Origin of the sequence: Amycolatopsis sp. Poz14 (genome assembly GCF_006704225.1) — a bacterium.
GTDB lineage: Bacteria > Actinomycetota > Actinomycetes > Mycobacteriales > Pseudonocardiaceae > Amycolatopsis > Amycolatopsis nivea.
Genome location: NZ_JACLHD010000001.1, coordinates 20,503 through 36,877, shown reverse-complemented (window position 1 = coordinate 36,877; position 16,375 = coordinate 20,503). Strand labels below are relative to the sequence as shown.

Annotated in this window: 23 protein-coding genes; 20 read left to right on the top strand and 3 right to left on the bottom strand. The window is 65.8% G+C overall.

Annotation, left to right across the window (positions count from 1 at the left end; genetic code table 11):
* Nucleotides 1-64: 64 nt before the first annotated feature.
* Nucleotides 65-988 (top strand): DNA-processing protein DprA, encoded by a 924-nt coding sequence (locus FKO37_RS00235; RefSeq protein ID WP_037816320.1) that lies wholly within the window; start codon nt 65-67, stop codon nt 986-988.
* Complete coding sequence (locus tag FKO37_RS47455) at nt 985-1,797, top strand: ComF family protein (RefSeq protein WP_167754348.1); 813 nt, start codon at nt 985-987, stop codon at nt 1,795-1,797. The genes FKO37_RS00235 and FKO37_RS47455 overlap by 4 nt, the downstream gene beginning before the upstream one ends.
* Nucleotides 1,798-2,111: 314 nt before the next feature.
* Here FKO37_RS47455 and FKO37_RS00225 read toward each other — a convergent pair whose 3' ends face one another.
* The 3 genes from FKO37_RS00225 to FKO37_RS00215 form a co-directional block, all read right to left on the bottom strand.
* On the bottom strand, nt 2,112-2,318 hold the full coding sequence (locus FKO37_RS00225; protein ID WP_238603420.1) for a hypothetical protein: 207 nt from the start codon (nt 2,316-2,318) through the stop codon (nt 2,112-2,114).
* A 547-nt stretch (nt 2,319-2,865) separates the two neighbouring features.
* Nucleotides 2,866-3,708, bottom strand: coding sequence for a glycosyltransferase family A protein (locus FKO37_RS00220; protein WP_238603419.1), 843 nt, complete (start codon nt 3,706-3,708; stop codon nt 2,866-2,868).
* Nucleotides 3,708-4,529 (bottom strand): GntR family transcriptional regulator, encoded by an 822-nt coding sequence (locus FKO37_RS00215; protein WP_238603418.1) that lies wholly within the window; start codon nt 4,527-4,529, stop codon nt 3,708-3,710. The genes FKO37_RS00220 and FKO37_RS00215 overlap by 1 nt, the downstream gene beginning before the upstream one ends.
* A gap of 137 nt (nt 4,530-4,666) precedes the next feature.
* On the opposite strand from FKO37_RS00215, the gene FKO37_RS00210 reads away from it, so the two are divergent.
* The 18 genes from FKO37_RS00210 to xerC all read left to right on the top strand — a co-directional run bounded on the left by FKO37_RS00210 (nt 4,667) and on the right by xerC (nt 16,350).
* Nucleotides 4,667-4,846, top strand: a complete 180-nt coding sequence (locus tag FKO37_RS00210; protein WP_238603417.1) for a hypothetical protein — start codon at nt 4,667-4,669, stop codon at nt 4,844-4,846.
* 40 nt (nt 4,847-4,886) lie between these two features.
* On the top strand, nt 4,887-5,201 hold the full coding sequence (locus FKO37_RS00205) for a hypothetical protein (RefSeq protein ID WP_238603416.1): 315 nt from the start codon (nt 4,887-4,889) through the stop codon (nt 5,199-5,201).
* Nucleotides 5,201-5,467: a hypothetical protein gene (locus tag FKO37_RS00200; RefSeq protein WP_238603415.1), complete on the top strand. Its 267-nt coding sequence runs from the start codon at nt 5,201-5,203 to the stop codon at nt 5,465-5,467. Before FKO37_RS00205 ends, FKO37_RS00200 begins: the two co-directional genes overlap by 1 nt.
* 110 nt (nt 5,468-5,577) lie before the next feature.
* A complete protein-coding gene (locus tag FKO37_RS00195) occupies nt 5,578-6,045 on the top strand; it encodes a hypothetical protein (protein ID WP_238603414.1) in 468 nt (155 codons plus the stop codon).
* Nucleotides 6,042-6,470, top strand: coding sequence for an RRQRL motif-containing zinc-binding protein (locus tag FKO37_RS00190; RefSeq protein WP_238603413.1), 429 nt, complete (start codon nt 6,042-6,044; stop codon nt 6,468-6,470). The genes FKO37_RS00195 and FKO37_RS00190 overlap by 4 nt, the downstream gene beginning before the upstream one ends.
* A gap of 94 nt (nt 6,471-6,564) precedes the next feature.
* Nucleotides 6,565-6,948 carry a hypothetical protein gene (locus FKO37_RS00185; RefSeq protein WP_238603412.1) on the top strand — a complete coding sequence of 128 codons (384 nt, stop codon included), beginning with the start codon at nt 6,565-6,567 and terminating at the stop codon, nt 6,946-6,948.
* On the top strand, nt 6,945-7,187 hold the full coding sequence (locus FKO37_RS00180; RefSeq protein WP_238603411.1) for a hypothetical protein: 243 nt from the start codon (nt 6,945-6,947) through the stop codon (nt 7,185-7,187). Before FKO37_RS00185 ends, FKO37_RS00180 begins: the two co-directional genes overlap by 4 nt.
* The gene (locus FKO37_RS00175) at nt 7,180-7,428 is read left to right on the top strand and encodes a hypothetical protein (protein WP_238603410.1); all 249 of its coding nucleotides are present in this window, start codon (nt 7,180-7,182) and stop codon (nt 7,426-7,428) included. The genes FKO37_RS00180 and FKO37_RS00175 overlap by 8 nt, the downstream gene beginning before the upstream one ends.
* Before the next feature lie 15 nt (nt 7,429-7,443).
* On the top strand, nt 7,444-7,731 hold the full coding sequence (locus FKO37_RS00170) for a hypothetical protein (RefSeq protein ID WP_238603409.1): 288 nt from the start codon (nt 7,444-7,446) through the stop codon (nt 7,729-7,731).
* On the top strand, nt 7,731-8,867 hold the full coding sequence (locus tag FKO37_RS00165) for a hypothetical protein (protein WP_238603408.1): 1,137 nt from the start codon (nt 7,731-7,733) through the stop codon (nt 8,865-8,867). Before FKO37_RS00170 ends, FKO37_RS00165 begins: the two co-directional genes overlap by 1 nt.
* A 17-nt stretch (nt 8,868-8,884) precedes the next feature.
* Complete coding sequence (locus tag FKO37_RS00160; RefSeq protein WP_238603407.1) at nt 8,885-11,071, top strand: hypothetical protein; 2,187 nt, start codon at nt 8,885-8,887, stop codon at nt 11,069-11,071.
* Between the two features lie 234 nt (nt 11,072-11,305).
* A complete protein-coding gene (locus FKO37_RS00155; protein WP_238603406.1) occupies nt 11,306-11,770 on the top strand; it encodes an NUDIX hydrolase in 465 nt (154 codons plus the stop codon).
* Nucleotides 11,767-11,940, top strand: a complete 174-nt coding sequence (locus FKO37_RS00150) for a hypothetical protein (RefSeq protein WP_238603405.1) — start codon at nt 11,767-11,769, stop codon at nt 11,938-11,940. The genes FKO37_RS00155 and FKO37_RS00150 overlap by 4 nt, the downstream gene beginning before the upstream one ends.
* 2 nt (nt 11,941-11,942) lie before the next feature.
* Nucleotides 11,943-12,377, top strand: a complete 435-nt coding sequence (locus tag FKO37_RS00145) for a hypothetical protein (RefSeq protein WP_238603404.1) — start codon at nt 11,943-11,945, stop codon at nt 12,375-12,377.
* Nucleotides 12,374-13,246 (top strand): bifunctional DNA primase/polymerase, encoded by an 873-nt coding sequence (locus FKO37_RS00140; protein WP_238603403.1) that lies wholly within the window; start codon nt 12,374-12,376, stop codon nt 13,244-13,246. Before FKO37_RS00145 ends, FKO37_RS00140 begins: the two co-directional genes overlap by 4 nt.
* On the top strand, nt 13,246-14,628 hold the full coding sequence (locus tag FKO37_RS00135; RefSeq protein ID WP_238603402.1) for a DUF3631 domain-containing protein: 1,383 nt from the start codon (nt 13,246-13,248) through the stop codon (nt 14,626-14,628). The genes FKO37_RS00140 and FKO37_RS00135 overlap by 1 nt, the downstream gene beginning before the upstream one ends.
* A gap of 184 nt (nt 14,629-14,812) precedes the next feature.
* Nucleotides 14,813-15,004 (top strand): AlpA family transcriptional regulator, encoded by a 192-nt coding sequence (locus FKO37_RS00130; RefSeq protein ID WP_238603401.1) that lies wholly within the window; start codon nt 14,813-14,815, stop codon nt 15,002-15,004.
* Nucleotides 15,004-16,350, top strand: a complete 1,347-nt coding sequence (gene xerC, locus FKO37_RS00125; protein ID WP_238603400.1) for a tyrosine recombinase XerC — start codon at nt 15,004-15,006, stop codon at nt 16,348-16,350. The genes FKO37_RS00130 and xerC overlap by 1 nt, the downstream gene beginning before the upstream one ends.
* Nucleotides 16,351-16,375 lie beyond the last annotated feature (25 nt).

The following is a 16,375-nucleotide window of genomic DNA, read 5'->3' as shown; positions in this document are numbered from 1 at the left end:
AGGGTGACGCATCAGGGGAGCGAGGGGCGAGGTGAACGGAGCGCATGGCTTTAAGCTGGCCGCCATGGACGAGTGGGACGACGAGGAGCGGAGCGCCCTGGTTGCGTTGCTTCGCGCGCGCCCGGATGGTCTGAGCTGGTCGCATATCACGGCGCGAGTTGCTGAGTGCGGGAGTGCCATGCGGCTCTGGGACGAGTTCTACCCCGCCGGTCTGTTTAGCATGGCCGGACGGGGGTCAAGTCCCGAGGAGCTGTTGGATGCCGCTCGCGCGGACGTCCGGCGATGGCGGAACGCCGACTTCGAGTTCATGACCTTCAAGGATGAGCGGTACCCCGCCCAGCTTCGAGAGGTTCACCAGCTTCCGCCGGTCCTGTTCGCGCAGGGTGCGCTCCGAGCCTACGACCGTGGCATATCGGTCGTAGGCTCGCGAAACGCGTCTGTTCGGGGGCTTGCGTTTGCGCGGAACGTTGCCGCCGAGCTGTCGCGGCGAGGAGTATCGGTCCTGAGCGGCCTGGCCAGGGGCATCGACTCTGCCGCGCACGAATCGACCCTGGAAGCTGGCGGGCGCACGGTCGCGGTCGTGGGCACCGGGATCCGGAAAGTCTATCCGGCGGAGAACGCTGAGCTTCGGCAGAGAATTATTGACAGCGACGGCCTGATTCTATCGCAGTTTTGGCCGGATGCTCCGCCCAGTAAGCAAACATTCCCCATGCGTAACGCAACAATGAGCGCGTATGGAATGGCCACTATCGTCGTCGAAGCTGGAGAGCACAGTGGGGCGCGCATTCAAGCTCGGGTTGCGGTGGCTCACGGTCGTCCGGTTATCCTGACTAGTTCTGTGCTCGATGCGACTAAGTGGGGAATCGCCTTGCTTGACCAGCCTGGTGTATTTCATGCGACAAGTGAGCATGAAGCGGTCAGTATGGCGATGGATGCCGCATCTGCGGGCGATGAGCTTAGTCAGTTTAGGGAGCTCATCGTTCGATGAGTCCGGCTGATCCTGTTGCGGAGAGGCTTCGCGCGGCCCTCACGCGTCGCGTGGGCGGCTTCTTTCATAACGTTCGCAAGGATCCGGGCGTCGCATGTCAGGTCTGTGCCGGACCGGCCACGGAGGTAGTCTGCGGTAAATGTGCGGGGCATCGAGATGAGTTCGGCGACAGGCTCGCCAATCAGGTGGCGATCCTTGCGTACGCGCGAGGCTATGCGCCTGGATTACATCAATCGGCTCACCATGTGCGAGAGTACAAATCGATTCCGCCAGCGGAAAAATGTGCCGAAGACCTCGCGATGATGATTCTTGCCGCGACTTACATACATTGGCGGTGTATTGCGGGGCAGGGTTCCGGGGAGGCCTGGGATTCGGTCACTTTCGTCCCGTCGAAAAGTCGGCCGGGTCCGGAGCATCCGGTCGCGGAACTTGCTCGCAACGTCGCCTTGTGCAATGGATCCAAGAACAGGTTCAGGCTGCATCTAGGCGTGGGTATTGATGCGCCTAAGCGCACGATCGTGCCAGACAGGTTTTCAGTTCCTGAATCTGCCCTTGACAGGGTTGCGGGCAAGAGAATCCTCCTGGTCGACGATACCTGGACGACCGGAGGAACCGTCCAATCGGCTGCGGTTGCGCTGCATGATGCAGGTGCGAGCCAGGTGACCGCGCTGTGCGTCGCGCGATGGTGTCGCCATGACTGGTCCGATCATCGGCAGTTGCTTGACTCATGCACCGCGCCCTACGACGCGTTCGTGTGCCCGGTACAGAGCCCGTCCTGCACCGTCGCGGCGTCGGGCACTGGGATTTGATGCACACGGCCCAGCGGGGCCATTGAGCGGAAGCCGTACGCGTCGCGAAGGCTCGCGGTGACTTCCGCGCCGCCGTGCGCCGCGGCCAATGCACGCCCAACCGGAATCAGATGCGCTCGACCATGCAGCACGAAATCACCCCCGTGACCGGTTCGTGCTGGTCACGGGGGTGATTTGGCTGGTGTGGCAGGTGAGGGATTCGAACCCCCGAAGGCTGAGCCGTCTGATTTACAGACGAGAGGCTGCACCCCCTCTGACCTGCACCGGAGCAGTTTTTCGCCCCCGCTTGGGATGAAATAGGGCGCGCGGGCGGCTCAGAACCAGCCCGTCTCGCGGTTGAGTTCCGACGCGGGTACTTCCTCCACGTAGCCGTTCGCGAACTCGACTGTGGCGAAGTCGCCGCCGAAGAGCCCGGACCGAGTGCCCGTTACGCGCCCTTCGGTACCGGCCGGAACGTGGGAGAACACCGCGCCGCCAACCGCGGACCGGCTGGTCACGCGGTCGCCGCGATCGAGCCGCACCGGCTGGTCTTCTGTCCACCATCGTGACCGAGGCCGATCGTTGGACGGCTGGCCTGGCGGTTCCCGGTCAACCGGGTGCGTCCGGCCGGCATTCTCGTCCTCTGACGGCCGGTAGAGCCCTGCGCTCTCGAATCCGACCGCGTAACTCGCTGGCGCTTCGCCCCTGGTGGTCGGATCGCCCGGCCGCCACGGCGTGAACTCCTGCCATGCGTCCTGGTCATAGTCGTCCGGCCCTCGGTCGTTATAGCCGCCCGAGGTGCCCTCTGGTCGCCCCGTCATCCTCGAATCCCTCCCCAACCTGTGCGAACTCGTCTAATGTGCAACTTGGGCTTGTACTCGTGCAAGAGGGGAAACACGAAATGTTCCGTCGACCAACCGAATACGTCGTTGTCGAGCAAGTTCGACCACGTCGCCGCTGGATACTCCCACTTCTGTGCGCGCTGGCTGCGTTCGTCGTGGGCATGAGCGTTGGTTGGGGTTTTGGCTCTAGCGTCCTAGTCGCGCTCGGAACGGCAATCGTGGTGGCGCTGCTCCGTCCGCGCCGGTTCTAGGAATGACCGCTATTTTTCCACCAGGCTCCGCCGATGGTTTCCTTTGCTGCCGGGCCGACATGCACAGTCTTGCTTGGTGAAAGGTTGGACAGGTCGCCGGTAGGTTTCAATCCGACGGCTCGAATAGCCTCGATTCGCTGTAGTGCAATTCGGCGGCCGTCGCTGCTGCGTTCCCTCCATGTTGCGCTCTTCGAGGTCTGCCGATCATGTACGCGGTATAGCCAGGTAACGGCGCTTTCGTTGTAGCCATTGACCACTTCGGATAGTGCGGCAAACATGATGATGTCATCGTCAACAGGGGCACCGCCCCAGCCGCCGAAAGCGCGGACCAGCTCGGTCCTCAGGTACAGTCCGGCGCAGTGGATCGGCCAGTTCCCCTCGTGGTCGATTGCCCAGGTATTGACCAGGCCAGCGGGCACCTCGCCGAATGCGATAGCCGATTCGTAGCCTCGCCGCTCGCCGTTAGACAGCAGGTCATCGGCCTGGCCCACCGCCCAGTGCACATCTGGCCGCTCGAAGTGCGGGAGCATCCGCAGCCACGCGTCGGGCAACAGGACGTCATCATGGTCTAGTACCTGCACGACGTCGCCGGTAGCCCTGGTCAGCGCGAGATTACGAGTTGCTGCAATGCCGGTGTGCGCGCGGTTTGGCGCATATCGAACGTTCGGCAGGGCGGCCACCTTGCTTGATAGTCCAGGCGATTCGCCATCCTCCTGAATCAGCCATTCAAATTCCCACCCTTCTGGGAGATCCTGGCTCATTACACTCCGAATCGTTTCATCGAAGTATTCGGACAGCGGGGCGTATGCGGCAGTGATGATAGAAAGTCGCTTTGTCATTACTTGTCGTCCCATCGCTTGAGCGGCGTGCGGAAGGTCAGCATGGTCCGATCGGCGGGGTACTGAGCGTCACTTACTTCGACAACTCGACCATTCGTGTCGATCGATATCCGCCGGACCAGGAGGAGTGGTGTTCCCTCGACTAGGTTCCACTCCTCCATTTCCACGGTTGTTGGCATCGTGGAAGTCACGTGGTCGACTACTTCGTCAATCTCGATTCCGACCGTGTAGAGCTGATGCATGGTTCCGCCCGGCCATTTTGCTTCTTTGAGGTCGGCGATTTTCGGGTTTGCGTCGATTACTTCTTTTAAGAGCCAAGACAGCGACTTGGCCTCAAGTGCGCCGGTTTTTCGGTCTCGGTGAACGTATTCGCGTCGCAGGAGGGTTGTGCCCTCCGGGACGCCGAACGCGTCGGCCAGGTCGAGGTCTGCCGGTACGAGCGAGTAGTTGGGGATGAAGTCGTATCGGTCGATCGACTCGCCCATGTCATCCTCGGCCAGGCCGTGGCCAGCGCGGACGTCTTCCGGCTGCCGGACCATGTCCTTCTCCGCCTGGTGGCGGTCCGAGCTTCGCTCAACCCTCTTGGGCTTCGGCCGCACCTTCGGCGGGGTGCCGCGCTTCACCACTACCAATCCTTGCTGCTTGAGCAGTGCGATTGCGTTGCGCGCCGACGTCTGCGATGCGTCGTACTCCTCCATGAGCTGGTGAAGCGGGGGCAGCGAGTCCCCTGCTCGGAGTTCGCCCAGCTCAATCTTGATCCGCAGGTCGTCGGCGATCCGAAGCGCGATCGTCTGCCGCGCGGGGGTCCGCTGTGTCTCCATACCGCCGATCGTAGGCGTTTGAGGGTTTGTACACAAACCCTCTTGCGCGCCGCCCGCGCCGTCGGCTACGTTGATCCATGTCAGCAGGTTTGAGTACAAACTCTCAAACCGGCAAACGCTCGAACTAGGAGGACGACATGGCCAAGCAGACGCTTCCGAAGGGCTTCAAACTCGGCGGCTCCGGTCTCGGAGGGAAGTTGTTCGGCGCTGGGCTGCTCGTGTTCGTGCTGTTCATGGTCATCACTTCGCCGCTGGAGTCGGCGCACTTCGTGCGCCACGTGGTCGGAAGCGTCTCCTCGTTCTTCAAGTCCATCTGATTCCGCTCCTGACCTGCACCTTTCGTTGATTGGAGATCCAATGAGGTCCGCTTTCACCAGCCGCCGCGCCGCCGAAGCCGCGTACGACGGCATGGACGAGAACTACGACGTTCTCGCTGTTCAGGAACGGTCCGCGTTCGAGTTCGACCCGTTCGACCAGCTCGACGCCGCGGCCGAAGAGACCGAACTGTTCCTGTCTGCGGCTGAGCTGGCCGCGATGCACGACTACCTGCATGACTTCCGTGATCAGCGCGGCGCGGGTCGCCGCCAGCGTCGTGCCAGCCGGTCCGTTCTCCGGTCGCTGCCGACCATCGCTCAGCCCACCGCTTCGGCGATCGAGAGCGAGGCCGCGTGATGTCCAACGCTTCGGAGCTTCGCGACAAGGTGCAAGCCGTCATCTCCCAGGGCCTCGCGGCTCAGGGGCTGCTGCACCAGTTCTACAACGAGACCCAGGGCATGTTCGGCCAGCTGTTCGAGGCCACGGAAGGCGCGATCACCGCAGACGTCGATAAGGCGATGCAGATCTACATGGGCCTTCCGGATCAGGTCAGCGCCCTGGAAGGGCTGATGGCCGAAGCGGGCATGGCGCTGCAGAACTACCTGCACAGGCTGGCGTCGTGATGTGCGCCCGGCTGACCTTCCACCCCGACGCGGCGGCTCATCCCGCCAAGAACGCGCACGCCGCGCCGGGTCCCCACGTCCAGCCGCAAGACCGTACGAGGGAGATTCAGATGGTAGAACGCGCTGACCGCGGCGCACAGCCGCCAGACGGCGGCGCGGCCGCTGTTCTGTTCACCGGCGACATCGCGACGGAGTTCGCGCAGCTGGCTGACACCTACGGTCCCGCGCTCCGCGAAATGGCCGGTCTTCTCGACCGCACCACCGCCCGGTCCGGACTGGAGCGGATCGCGGACATGCTCGCTGACCCGGCCACCGCGCGAGACCTGACTTTCTTCGCCGCGACCGTGCATCTGGTCGTCCTGCCGCGTTCGATCCCCGGATACCCGTTGTACCGCAAGGTGTTCGCCGCGTTCGCCGAACGGGCGGAAGGGCTGGCGTTCCGTGCCCACTGCGCGGCGGTCGACAGCGGTCAGGTCAGCGCCGCGCTGCGCATCCTCGCCGTGCGTGCCCCGGCCGCCTATTCGGCCCTGGTCGAGGCGCTGGCCGCGGACCCGTCGGTGGAGGTGACGGCGCGATGAACCCTCGCAACCGCCGTCAGGAAGTTACCCGCGTGTTCGACGGCCGCACCCACCACATCGCGTTGTGCCGCGGCTTCCGCGAGGGGCTGCCGGTATTCGGGTGGGGCGAGGCCCCCTCGACCCTGCTCACGAAGACCCAGCTCCGGGACGCCGGGCTTCGACCCAACGGCCAAGACCCGTTGGCGCTGCTCGTGTTCCGGCACCGCAAGCCCTACGCCCGCGAAACCGTGAGCGAGCTGTTCTCGGTCGAGCGGGCCGCGCCGAAACGCCAGGCCGCGCCGGGGCAGATGGACCACGCGATGGAAGCCCGCCGCACCTGCGTCGACTGCACTCGGGTCATGGGCTACTGCGTGCCGACCAGCACGCGCCAGTGCTGGGACTGCTTCGACAACGAGCATGCCGACCGGATCGAGGCCGCGGCATGAACCCGGCACCGGAGAACCCGTGGGACATCCACGACCACGTCACCAGTGAAAACGAACGTATCGCCAGCGAACGCCGCCGCCAGGAGGGGAACCGATGACCAGCTACCTGAAGCTCATGCCCGTCGCCACCACCGCACGCGGCGGCATCATCGGCGTGAGCTGCGAGGTCGAGGTGGGCGGCGTCACCGTTCAGGTGCCGCGCCCGCTGGTGATGATCGACAACCGCATTGCGGTGAGCCCGGTGGTCGAAGCTGCCGACGACGGCGTCAAGCTCCGCCTCGACCGGTGGGTTCCGGTGTGCGTGGATCTCTACGCGGCTCACACTCTCCCGCTGAGCATCGGCGACCAGGCCAGGGCCGTTGCCGCCGCCCGCGAGTTCGACGCCGACCCCGCCGTCGGCTGGGCTTCGCCCGGCGAGGACATCCTCGCGTGGTGCCACCGCTGGGTGGCTCGCAACAACGGGGGTGACCAGTCGTGAGCACGTTCGATGTCTTGTCCCGGTACGGGACGTTGGCGCTGATCCGGCACGCGGTCACGGTCCTGTTGTTTCTGGTCTTGCACCTGGTTCGCATCCCGCTCGTGGTGGTGGCGCGGGTGCTGGAGGGCGTCATGGGCGAGCTGGACCGCTACGCCACCGCGCAGGCGTCCCGGCCGCCGAACCGGCCGGTCAACCAGTTCTTCCCGCACGAGAGCACGAGCGAGGCCCGTCATGCGTAAGCGTCCCCGCGTTGTCCTGACCTGGAACGAAGTCACCTGCGAAGCCGCGATCTACGACGCCGAGGCCGCATTGCGCGGACTGGCCCTGCTCGCCGGAGTCCTGATCACTCTGGCGCTCGCATTCCCCGGCCCGTGGGTTATCGCGGCCGCCGCGGCCGGATTCCTCATGGCCTGCCGCGCCTTGTGGTGGACCCGTCTGCTGCGCAAGGCCCGCCGCTACCGCCGCGAACTGTTCCGCTGAACGGAGGTGAACGTCATGACCGCTCGACACACCTGCACCCGTACTGACCAGGCGATTCAGTGGGTGGTGTGGCACTTCGCCGAACTGCTCGCCGTTGCCGCGCCGCTCGTGCTTGCTGCCTTGCTCACCGGCTGGTTCGCACTCGGTTCGGCCGTCGTCGCTGCCGCGTGGGCCGGACACGAAATCGCTGCCCGCCGTCGCGGGCCGGAAGCTGACGCCGCGCCGCAACAGATCGCCGCAGCTGACCCCGCACCGGTCCCGGCACTGACCGCCGGGCACCACGAGCACAAGGAGGGTGCGTGATGAGCACCTGGGCAGAGAACCGGCGCGCAGACCGTGCGGCCGCCGCCGAACAATCCCGCAAGGACGCCGCGGCGAAGCTTGACCGGACCTTGTCCGCCGCCGCGCACCGAGCGGCAGAACGCCGCGCGGACCAGGCGGCGGCCGCGGATCTCGCCGACCAGCGCCGCGCCGCGCGTAAGGCGTCCCGCCAGGCGACCCGGGCTCAGGTCCGGGGTTGGCTCGCGGCGAACCGTGTACGCCTGCCGATCTATCTGCTCGCCGTGGTGTCCGCTGTGATGGCCATTCCCGCGATGGCCGGATACGGCCGCGACACGTACGGCGACTGGACCGGTGCGGCATTGCCGGCATTGTCGGAACTCGGCATGTGGGCGTTCGCGCTCGCGGTCGAGGTGACGCGCCATCGCCACCCGGACCGGCCGGTCTGGGCATTGCAGACCGGCGTGTGGGTGTTCGCTGGCGTTGGGTTCGGGCTAAACGTTCTGCACGGCCTGCACCGCGGATGGGACGCCGCGATGGTGATGGGAATCGTGTCGGTCGCTGGTGTGGTCGCGCACCAAATCGCCGTCGCCGCGCCGCGCCGATCGCGGGAGGAACGCCACGCCGCCCGCGCTGCCGCCGACGCCGCTCGGATCGAGCGGGACGCCGCCCGCAAAGTTGCGAAAGTCCGTCGCGTCGCGGTGCGCGACGCGGTAGCCGAGATCGGCGCGGACGGGTCGGCGCGGCTGGTCTTCACCCCGGGTCGCTACGTCCTCCGTCGGCACCTTCGCGGCTCTGTCCTCACTGGTGCCATCGAGCCGTCCGCACCGGTCGGCGAGGTGCTTGCCGACGAGATTGGTGCGTGGCTCGCGACTCAGGACCAGCCGACCGAATCGGCCGAGGACAACCCGATCGCCGACGCGGCCGTGTCGACCCTCGATCGACCCTCCGACCAGCGGAAATCGACCCCGCGCAAGCGGACGCATCCCGCGCCCAAAACTCGCACGATCGCTCAGCTTCGCGAGGCGTTCGCCGCAGCGATCGAGGACCCGAAGGTGTCGATCGATCCCGCGTCGGCTGAGTCGATCCGTAAGGCGCTCAAGTGCGCGCCGAAGGCCGCGCGGCAACTGCGCGACGAGTACAAGGCAGACCACCAGTGAGCCGGAAGGACATCACCATGGACGCCAACAAACCCACCCCGGCCGCCGGTGAACTGGCCACCGTGCACCGCCTGCCGACCCGCGACGAGACCGGCGAAGTGCTCGAAGCCGATGAGGTGCTGACGGCCGAGGAGTACGAACGGCGCAAGTCGCAGAAGGAACAGGCACTCGCCCGCTGGGCTGGCTACCGCAATGACGCAGTAGTGGTTGTGCGGACCGCGAAGAAGGTCGCCAAGCACGACCGCACGAAGGCCGCGTTCCGCCACGTCATCGTCTACCCGACCAGCGGCGTGAAAATCGTGGTCCGCCGGTACCGGGACGCGCACGGCGCGAACCGGTATGAGCGACAGATGCGCGCCGCCGAAGCCGCGGGCGACCAGGAAGCGTTGCGGTACTGGCAGGAAGCCGACGTGGCCGAGAAGCAGCGTCGTCACGATCGGGTCCAGGACTGGATTTCTGCGCCCGGGAAGGTCATCAAGGCCACGGTGGTGGGGTTGCTGGGCCTAGCCGGTCTGCTGCTCGGGATCGGCATGGTGCTGGCGGTCAAGAACGGCGATGTGTCCGAGGTGCTCGCGCCGATCGGCGCGGTGCTGGACGCGATCGCGTTCACGGTGTGGTTCCTGACCACCTACGGCGTGTTCCTCCTGGTCGGGGGCACCGTGCTGGGGCTGGGCTACCTGTACCAGACCGGCCGTACTCACGGGGAGACCCCGCAGTGGCTCGCCCCGAAGGTCGAGGGCAACACGATGGACGAACTTCCCGACGAGAACACCATCCTGAACGCGCTGAAGAACCTGAACATCCCGGGCTTCAAGGCCGCGCTTAAGGAGGGGTGGCGGATCAAGTTCATCACCCCGCCCGTGGTCGACGGCAAGGGTTGGCGTACGCAGGTTGCGCTGCCTCCGGCCTGCCCGGTCGAGGAGATCGTCAAGCGCAAGACCACGTTGGCGCACAACCTCGTCCGCTATCCGCGCGAGGTGTGGCCGACCGAACCGCAACCGTCCGTTCTGGACCTGTGGGTGGCCAAGCCCGGTGCGCTGTCCGGTCCTGTCGGCCCGTGGCCGCTGCTCGCTGACCTCGACAATGCGCAGGTCGACTACTTCGCGGGCGTGCCGGTTGGGGTGACGCTCAAGGGCGACGTGGTGAACGGTCGGCTGTTCGAGGCGAACTACGTGTTCGGCGGCATGATGGGCTCCGGCAAGTCCACGCTGGCGATCAACCTGGTGCTGGGCGCGATGCTCGACCCGCTGACCCTCATCGACGTCGTGGTCATGGCCGAAAACGCCGACTACGACCCGATGAAACCGCGGCTGAACTCGCTGACCACCGGTGCCGGTGAGGAAACCGTGGACAAGTGCCTGAACCTGCTGTGCGAGCTGTACGACGACCTGACTGTGCGCGGGCAGGCCATCAAGGAACACGCCGTTTCCCGCGCGGTCACCCGCGAACTGGCCGAAAAGGACGCACGGCTCCGCCCGCGCGTCGTGGTGATCGATGAGTGCCAGAACCTGTTCATGGGCAAGGACGGCAAGGTCGCGATCGAGGTCGCCTCAAAGCTCATGTCCACCGCGCGGAAGTACGCCATCACCCTGATTTTCCTGACGCCAGAACCGTCGAAGGACGCGCTCCCGCGCAAAATCACCTCGGTGGCCAGCAACAAGGCGTGCTTCGCGATCGGCGACCAGATGGCCAATGACGCGGTGCTCGGTACCGGCTCTTACAAAGCGGGCATCTCCGCGGTCGGGCTCGTGCCCAAGACCGACGAAGGCCCCGGCGACGTGGGCACTTGCATGCAGCGCGGGTTCACCGCACAGCCCGGTTTGCTGCGCAGCTTCTACAACGGCGAGAAGGACGCCGCCCGAATCACCAAGCGCGCCATGGAACTGGCGCAGCAGACCGCGCTGCCTGCCGGACCGGCCGAAGTCCGCGCCGAACGAGTCGACCACCTCGCCGACATCGCGAAGGCCATCGGCACCGAAGCCCGGATGCGTACGCAGGAAGTGTTGCAGGGCCTCGCGAATCTCGACCGCGACACCTACGGCGGCTGGACGTTCAGCGACTTGCAGAAGGCGCTGCCCGACTCGGCCAAGCCCTACAAGTCCGGCGGCCACATCAAAGTCAGCGCCACTCGTGTCCGTGAAGCCATGGCAGAGCGTGACGAACAGGGCGACTCCGACGCCGACGAAAACGAGGGAACCGACTAAGGGAGGCCGCGGAATTCGGGGAGTTCTCCCTCACTGCCTCCCCGGGCCCGCCTCCCCTGGCTGACCAGCGACGACATTCATCAGGGAGGCGAGGGAACCAAACCCGACGCCCGCTGATTACGCACCGAAAACCACACCCGCACACCCCGTCACGCGACTCCCTCCCGGGGCATCGCGCCAGCCGAGCCATGCCAAAAACAGGCACACACCGTAACCGAAAGAAGGAGATCCGAGATGGACGCTCACGAGCACGGTAACCACGAACTGGCCCACCTCACCGCGGACGTCGCCGCGTTCGCCTACGAAGAAGGCGCGTGGCACGTTCTGCTGATCCGTCGCCGCTGGGAGCCCTTCACGGGCTTGTGGGCGCTGCCCGGCGGTCACGTCGACGTCGAGGAAACCTTTCCCGAAGCCGGAATGCGGGAACTGGCCGAGGAAACCGGCGTGACCGCCGACGCTCTGTACCAGGTCGGGATCTACGACCACCCGGGGCGCGACCCGCGCGGGCGCTACGTGAACGTCGCGTACGTCGCCGTCCTGCCGGGACTGACGCCGCCGCGCGCCGGAGACGACGCCGCCACTGCCGAATGGGTCCCGCTCGACACAGCGCTGTCCGCGCGCCTCGCGTTCGACCACGCCGACATTCTCGCCGACGCTGCCGCAGTCCTGGTCGCCCTCATCTCGCGGGAGGCCAAGTGAGCACCGAGATCTACCACCTCGTCGCCAAGACCTCGCTGTGGCACGGGACTTTCACCACCTACTGCGGGCTCACGTACTCCCGCAAGGGATCCCGGACGCCGTGGTTCCCCGCCACGAAGACGAAGTGCCCAGCCTGCCTCGCTGTCTACGCCGCCAACGGAGGTAAGTGACCATGGACGCCAACGAAGTGCGCGTGTTCGACCTGTACTCGATCCTCGCCGTCACGCACGGCCTGCCCTCCACACCCCAGCAGTACCGGGAAATCGTCGGATTCCTCATCGGACGCACCGCCCCGTCTGCCGGGATGACCGCGATCGCCTACGGCCAGCAGTGCAAGGCGTGGCTGTTCGAGCAACACCCGCAGCTGCGCACCGTGCCCGCCCGGCCGGACTTCGCCGAAGACGACGAAGCCGCCATGGATGCGTGGGCAGCGCAGCAGGCCAAGCGGCTGGGAGCCGACCGGCTGCCGGTGCGGCGCATCCCGGACGAGACCGCCCCCGGCGACCCGCTGACCGAGTTCGCCGACCGGGCACCGGACCCGTGGAAGGTCTACAACGTCGATCCCGACGCGCCCGACTGCGACCCCAACGCGGGGTGGTCCGAGTGACTACGCCTCACGGCGCTCTGACGCTGGAGTGGGCGTTGTACCTCGCAGGCTCGGGATGGCCGGTGTTCCCGCTTGTACCCGGTCGCAAGCGGCCAGCCGTCCGAGAGTGGGAAGCGCGCGCCACCACCGACCCCGCCCGTATCCGCCGATGCTGGAGCGCTGACAGCTGGAACGTCGCCGTCGCCACAGGTCCCGCGCGGCTCGTGGTCATCGACCTGGACCAGCCGAAACCCGGACAGTCCGGCGCGGACGGAGCCACCGCGCTCGCCGAGCTTGCCGAGCGGCGAGGCGGTCCGGTCCCGGCGACCTACACCGTCACCACGCCGTCGGGCGGGCTGCACCTGTACTTCCGCGCCCCGGCTGGGACGCACCTCCGCAGCAGTGCCGGTCAGCTGGCTCCGCGCGTCGACGTCCGGGCAAACGGCGGGTACGTCGTGGGGCCCGGGTCAATCGCCGCGGCGGGCGGCTGGGAACTTGCCGACGAGACCGATCCTGCCGAACTGCCGGGATGGTTAGTCCAGGTGTGCGCCGAACGCGCGTCTACGGCCATCTCAGCGCCGCGTGAGATCCGCGCTGCCGACCCGAATCGCTACGGGTCGGCGGCACTCGCGGGGGAGTGTGAACGCATCCGTACGGCTCCGCCGGAGCAGCACAACGCGGTGCTGTCGTCCGCGGCTTACACGATCGGCCGGAAGGTCGGTGCGGAGCTGGTCGCCTACGACACCGCGCGCGCCGAGCTGGTAGCGGCTGCCGGACACATGGTTTCCGCTCCATGCGACTGCACGACCCGCGAGGTCGAACGCGTCGTCACCGCCGGTCTTGACGCCGGTTCCCTTAACCCCGTAGCCCGCCGAGGAAAGGCAGCCTAATGACCAATGTGGACAGCACCGTGTCCGCCATCGAAGCGGCGATCGGTGCCCCCGGCGCTGCCGACGGTGGCGGCGCGTGCTGTCAGTGCGGCCGCCCGCTGGACGGATCGCCGTCGGACGACTTCTGCACTGAGGAGTGCCAAGCGGCGTGGCGGGCGGCCAACGTGCCGGTCGCGCCGGGGCATGAGGTGCTGAACAACGTGCGGGACTTCGTGTTGCGGTTCAACGCGTTCCCGTCGGAGCACTGCGCACCGATGCTCGCGCTTTGGTACGCGCACACCCACGCCGTCGACCACTTCTACGTCACGCCGCGGCTGATCCTGTCGAGTGTGGAGCCGGGCAGCGGAAAGACTCGGGTGCTCGAGGTGGCTCAGCACCTCGTGAGGGCACCGGAGATGACCATCTCCGCCACTACGGCCGCACTGTTCCGCATGGTCAACGACGGACCGATCACCATCCTGTTCGATGAGGTCGACACGATCTTCAACCCGAAGAGCGGTGGCAACAACGAAGATCTGCGCGGGCTGCTCAACGCCGGGTACAAGCGGTCGGCCACCATTGCGCGCTGCGTCGGTGACGCTCGTGCGATGAAGGTGCAGCGGTTCCCGGTCTACGCGCCCGCTGCCCTTGCCGGCATTGCCGGAAACATGCCCGACACTATCACCACTCGTGCCATCACCATCCACATGCAACGCCGCCGCGAAGACGAGGAAGTTGAGGAGTTTTGGGAGGAAGACGTAGAGGTTGAAGCCACCCCGCTTCGTGAGCAGCTGGCTGCCTGGATCGGCACCGTGACCGACAAAATCAGCCGCGGCCGACCCGAGATGCCCGCTGGAGTACGAGACCGGTCGGCGGAGATTTGGCGACCGCTGATCGCGATCGCGGATGCCGCCGGGGATCACTGGCCGGAGACCGCGCGGGCAGCTTGCTCTCACTTCGTGGCCGCCGCCAACGTGGATCGGAAGGGCGGCGGGCTTCGCATCCGGTTGCTCTCGGACTTGCGCGACCTGTTCACCAGCCGCGGCGTGACCGAGATGCCGACGGCGGAGATTATCGCCGCTCTGTGCGAAATCGAAGAGGCACCGTGGGGTGACCTCGACGGGCACGGCAAAACGCTCGACTCTCGCCGCCTGGCAAAGGAACTTGAGCCGTACGGCGTGAAATCGAAGAATGTCCGCATGCCCGGCGGCAAGGTGCCCAAGGGATACCGGATCGACGGTGAAGGAGGTCTCGCGGACGCGTGGAGCCGCTACCTGCCTACGTCCGCTACATCCGCTACACGCGCTACGTCGCAGGTCGCGGGCGTAGCGGACGCCGAGCCTGTAGCGGATACGAGCGCTACACCCGATAGCAGCGAGCCGTCGTCCGCCGGACCGGTGTAGCGGATACGAGCGCTACACCCCACGTATCCGCTACGCCTCTGACCAGGCATGTAGCGCCTGTAGCGGATGTAGCGGACAAGTTCAGCCAGTCCTGTAGCGGCGACCCGCTACCCAAACCCGAGGAGGTACCCGTGTTCGACGCGCCCCGCACCGCTGCCACCACCGCGCGAGGAGTCGTAAGAAAATGGCTGCCCTTCGTCAAAGTCTCACCGTCGACGCCGTTTGTGACGAGCTGAGCATTTCCCGCCGAACCTTCTACGAATGGCGCGCTAAAGGACGTGCGCCGAAGTGCATCAAACTGCCGAACGGATCGCTTCGTGTCCGGCGGATGGACCTGGACAACTGGCTTGACGGATGCGAGGAGGCGGCGGCCTGATGGAGACCACGTACAAGGTAAAGGTCTGGTCGATCGAGACGCGCAAGGGCAAGCGAAAGACCACCTATCGAGTTCGATGGGTCGTCGCGGAAAAGCGATGCGATGACACCTTCGACACGTTCCCGCTAGCGAACAATTTCCGCTCCGCCCTGCTGACTGCGGTGAGTAAGGGTGAAGCGTTCGACATCGAGACAGGCTGGCCGCTGTCGATGCTGAGGGCGCGGCGGAAGATGACCTTCTTCGAATGCGCGTGCGCGTACGTGGACATGAAGTGGAAAGACGCTTCACCGAAATACCGCTCTTCGTTGGTGGAGTCGATGGTTTCCGCAACTATTCCGATGCTGAAAGGGAAGTATCAGGGGGAGGAGGCGACGCTTCGGAAGGCGTTGAAGGTCGCGTACAACAAGAACACGCGGGAAGGTGAGCACTTGCCGGAGATTCAACACGCTCTCAGCTTCGCCCGGAAGGCGAGCCGTGACGTGGCTGAGCTGGGGAAGCCGGAGATCTTCCGGGGTGTCTTGGATGCTATGGACCTCAAGTTGGATGGCGGGCAAGCCGCCCGCAACACGGTTCGAATTCGACGCACGGCGCTGGGGGAGTTGATCGAATATGCACGGGTTGAGCTTAAGGCTATCTCGGCAAACCCGATGGACGGTGTAAAGCTGAAGAAGCAAAAGTTTGTGCTCGCAGAAGTCGACCCGAAGGCGGTCGTAAACCCGATCCAGGGTCGCATGTTGATCGACGCTGCACCTCCGCGATTGAAGGCGTTTTTCGGTCTCATGTACTACGCCGCCCTCCGGCCGGAGGAAGCGGCAAATCTAGGCAAGAGCGACTTGACGATTCCTGAGTCGGGCTGGGGTGATATCCACCTGCAAGGTGCTCGACCCGAGGTGAACGGGGTCTGGACCGATAGCGGCGAGGCATCCGAAGTCGGCCCGCTCAAGCATCGTCCTGCCGGTCACGGGCGCTCAGTGCCATGTGTCCCCGCGCTCACGGAGCTGCTGCACAACCACTTGAACACCTTCGGCACCGCACCCGACGGGCGGCTGTTCCGCGGTGAGCGCGACGGCGGACGGATCGGCAGCACTGTCTACGGGCGAGCCTGGGCAGCCTGCCGGAAGGCGGTATTCACCGCTGAGGTGCAGGCTGGACCGCTGGCCAAGAGGCCGTATGACCTGCGCCATGCCGCTGTGTCGACCTGGCTTGCTGCGGGCATCGAGCCGACGCGGGTCGCGAAGTGGGCAGGGCACAGTTTGGCGGTCCTGCTTCGCGTCTACGCGAAGTGCATCGACGGGGGCGAGCAGGCGGCCCGGGACCGCATGGGGGACGCGCTGGGCGACTCCTGAGCCTCACAAAAACTCGGGGGCGAAT

Bases quoted from the DNA above. Each gene is read 5' to 3' on its own strand.
- FKO37_RS00235 (WP_037816320.1), top strand. From the start codon at position 65: ATGGACGAGTGGGACGACGAGGAGCGGAGCGCCCTGGTTGCGTTGCTT.
- FKO37_RS00205 (WP_238603416.1), top strand. From the start codon at position 4,887: ATGAGGTCCGCTTTCACCAGCCGCCGCGCCGCCGAAGCCGCGTACGAC.
- FKO37_RS00220 (WP_238603419.1), bottom strand. From the start codon at position 3,708: ATGACAAAGCGACTTTCTATCATCACTGCCGCATACGCCCCGCTGTCC.
- FKO37_RS47455 (WP_167754348.1), top strand. From the start codon at position 985: ATGAGTCCGGCTGATCCTGTTGCGGAGAGGCTTCGCGCGGCCCTCACG.
- FKO37_RS00175 (WP_238603410.1), top strand. From the start codon at position 7,180: ATGCGTAAGCGTCCCCGCGTTGTCCTGACCTGGAACGAAGTCACCTGC.
- FKO37_RS00185 (WP_238603412.1), top strand. From the start codon at position 6,565: ATGACCAGCTACCTGAAGCTCATGCCCGTCGCCACCACCGCACGCGGC.
- FKO37_RS00170 (WP_238603409.1), top strand. From the start codon at position 7,444: ATGACCGCTCGACACACCTGCACCCGTACTGACCAGGCGATTCAGTGG.
- xerC (WP_238603400.1), top strand. From the start codon at position 15,004: ATGGAGACCACGTACAAGGTAAAGGTCTGGTCGATCGAGACGCGCAAG.
- FKO37_RS00215 (WP_238603418.1), bottom strand. From the start codon at position 4,529: ATGGAGACACAGCGGACCCCCGCGCGGCAGACGATCGCGCTTCGGATC.
- FKO37_RS00145 (WP_238603404.1), top strand. From the start codon at position 11,943: ATGGACGCCAACGAAGTGCGCGTGTTCGACCTGTACTCGATCCTCGCC.
- FKO37_RS00130 (WP_238603401.1), top strand. From the start codon at position 14,813: ATGGCTGCCCTTCGTCAAAGTCTCACCGTCGACGCCGTTTGTGACGAG.
- FKO37_RS00210 (WP_238603417.1), top strand. From the start codon at position 4,667: ATGGCCAAGCAGACGCTTCCGAAGGGCTTCAAACTCGGCGGCTCCGGT.
- FKO37_RS00190 (WP_238603413.1), top strand. From the start codon at position 6,042: ATGAACCCTCGCAACCGCCGTCAGGAAGTTACCCGCGTGTTCGACGGC.
- FKO37_RS00160 (WP_238603407.1), top strand. From the start codon at position 8,885: ATGGACGCCAACAAACCCACCCCGGCCGCCGGTGAACTGGCCACCGTG.
- FKO37_RS00165 (WP_238603408.1), top strand. From the start codon at position 7,731: ATGAGCACCTGGGCAGAGAACCGGCGCGCAGACCGTGCGGCCGCCGCC.
- FKO37_RS00200 (WP_238603415.1), top strand. From the start codon at position 5,201: ATGTCCAACGCTTCGGAGCTTCGCGACAAGGTGCAAGCCGTCATCTCC.
- FKO37_RS00135 (WP_238603402.1), top strand. From the start codon at position 13,246: ATGACCAATGTGGACAGCACCGTGTCCGCCATCGAAGCGGCGATCGGT.
- FKO37_RS00155 (WP_238603406.1), top strand. From the start codon at position 11,306: ATGGACGCTCACGAGCACGGTAACCACGAACTGGCCCACCTCACCGCG.
- FKO37_RS00195 (WP_238603414.1), top strand. From the start codon at position 5,578: ATGGTAGAACGCGCTGACCGCGGCGCACAGCCGCCAGACGGCGGCGCG.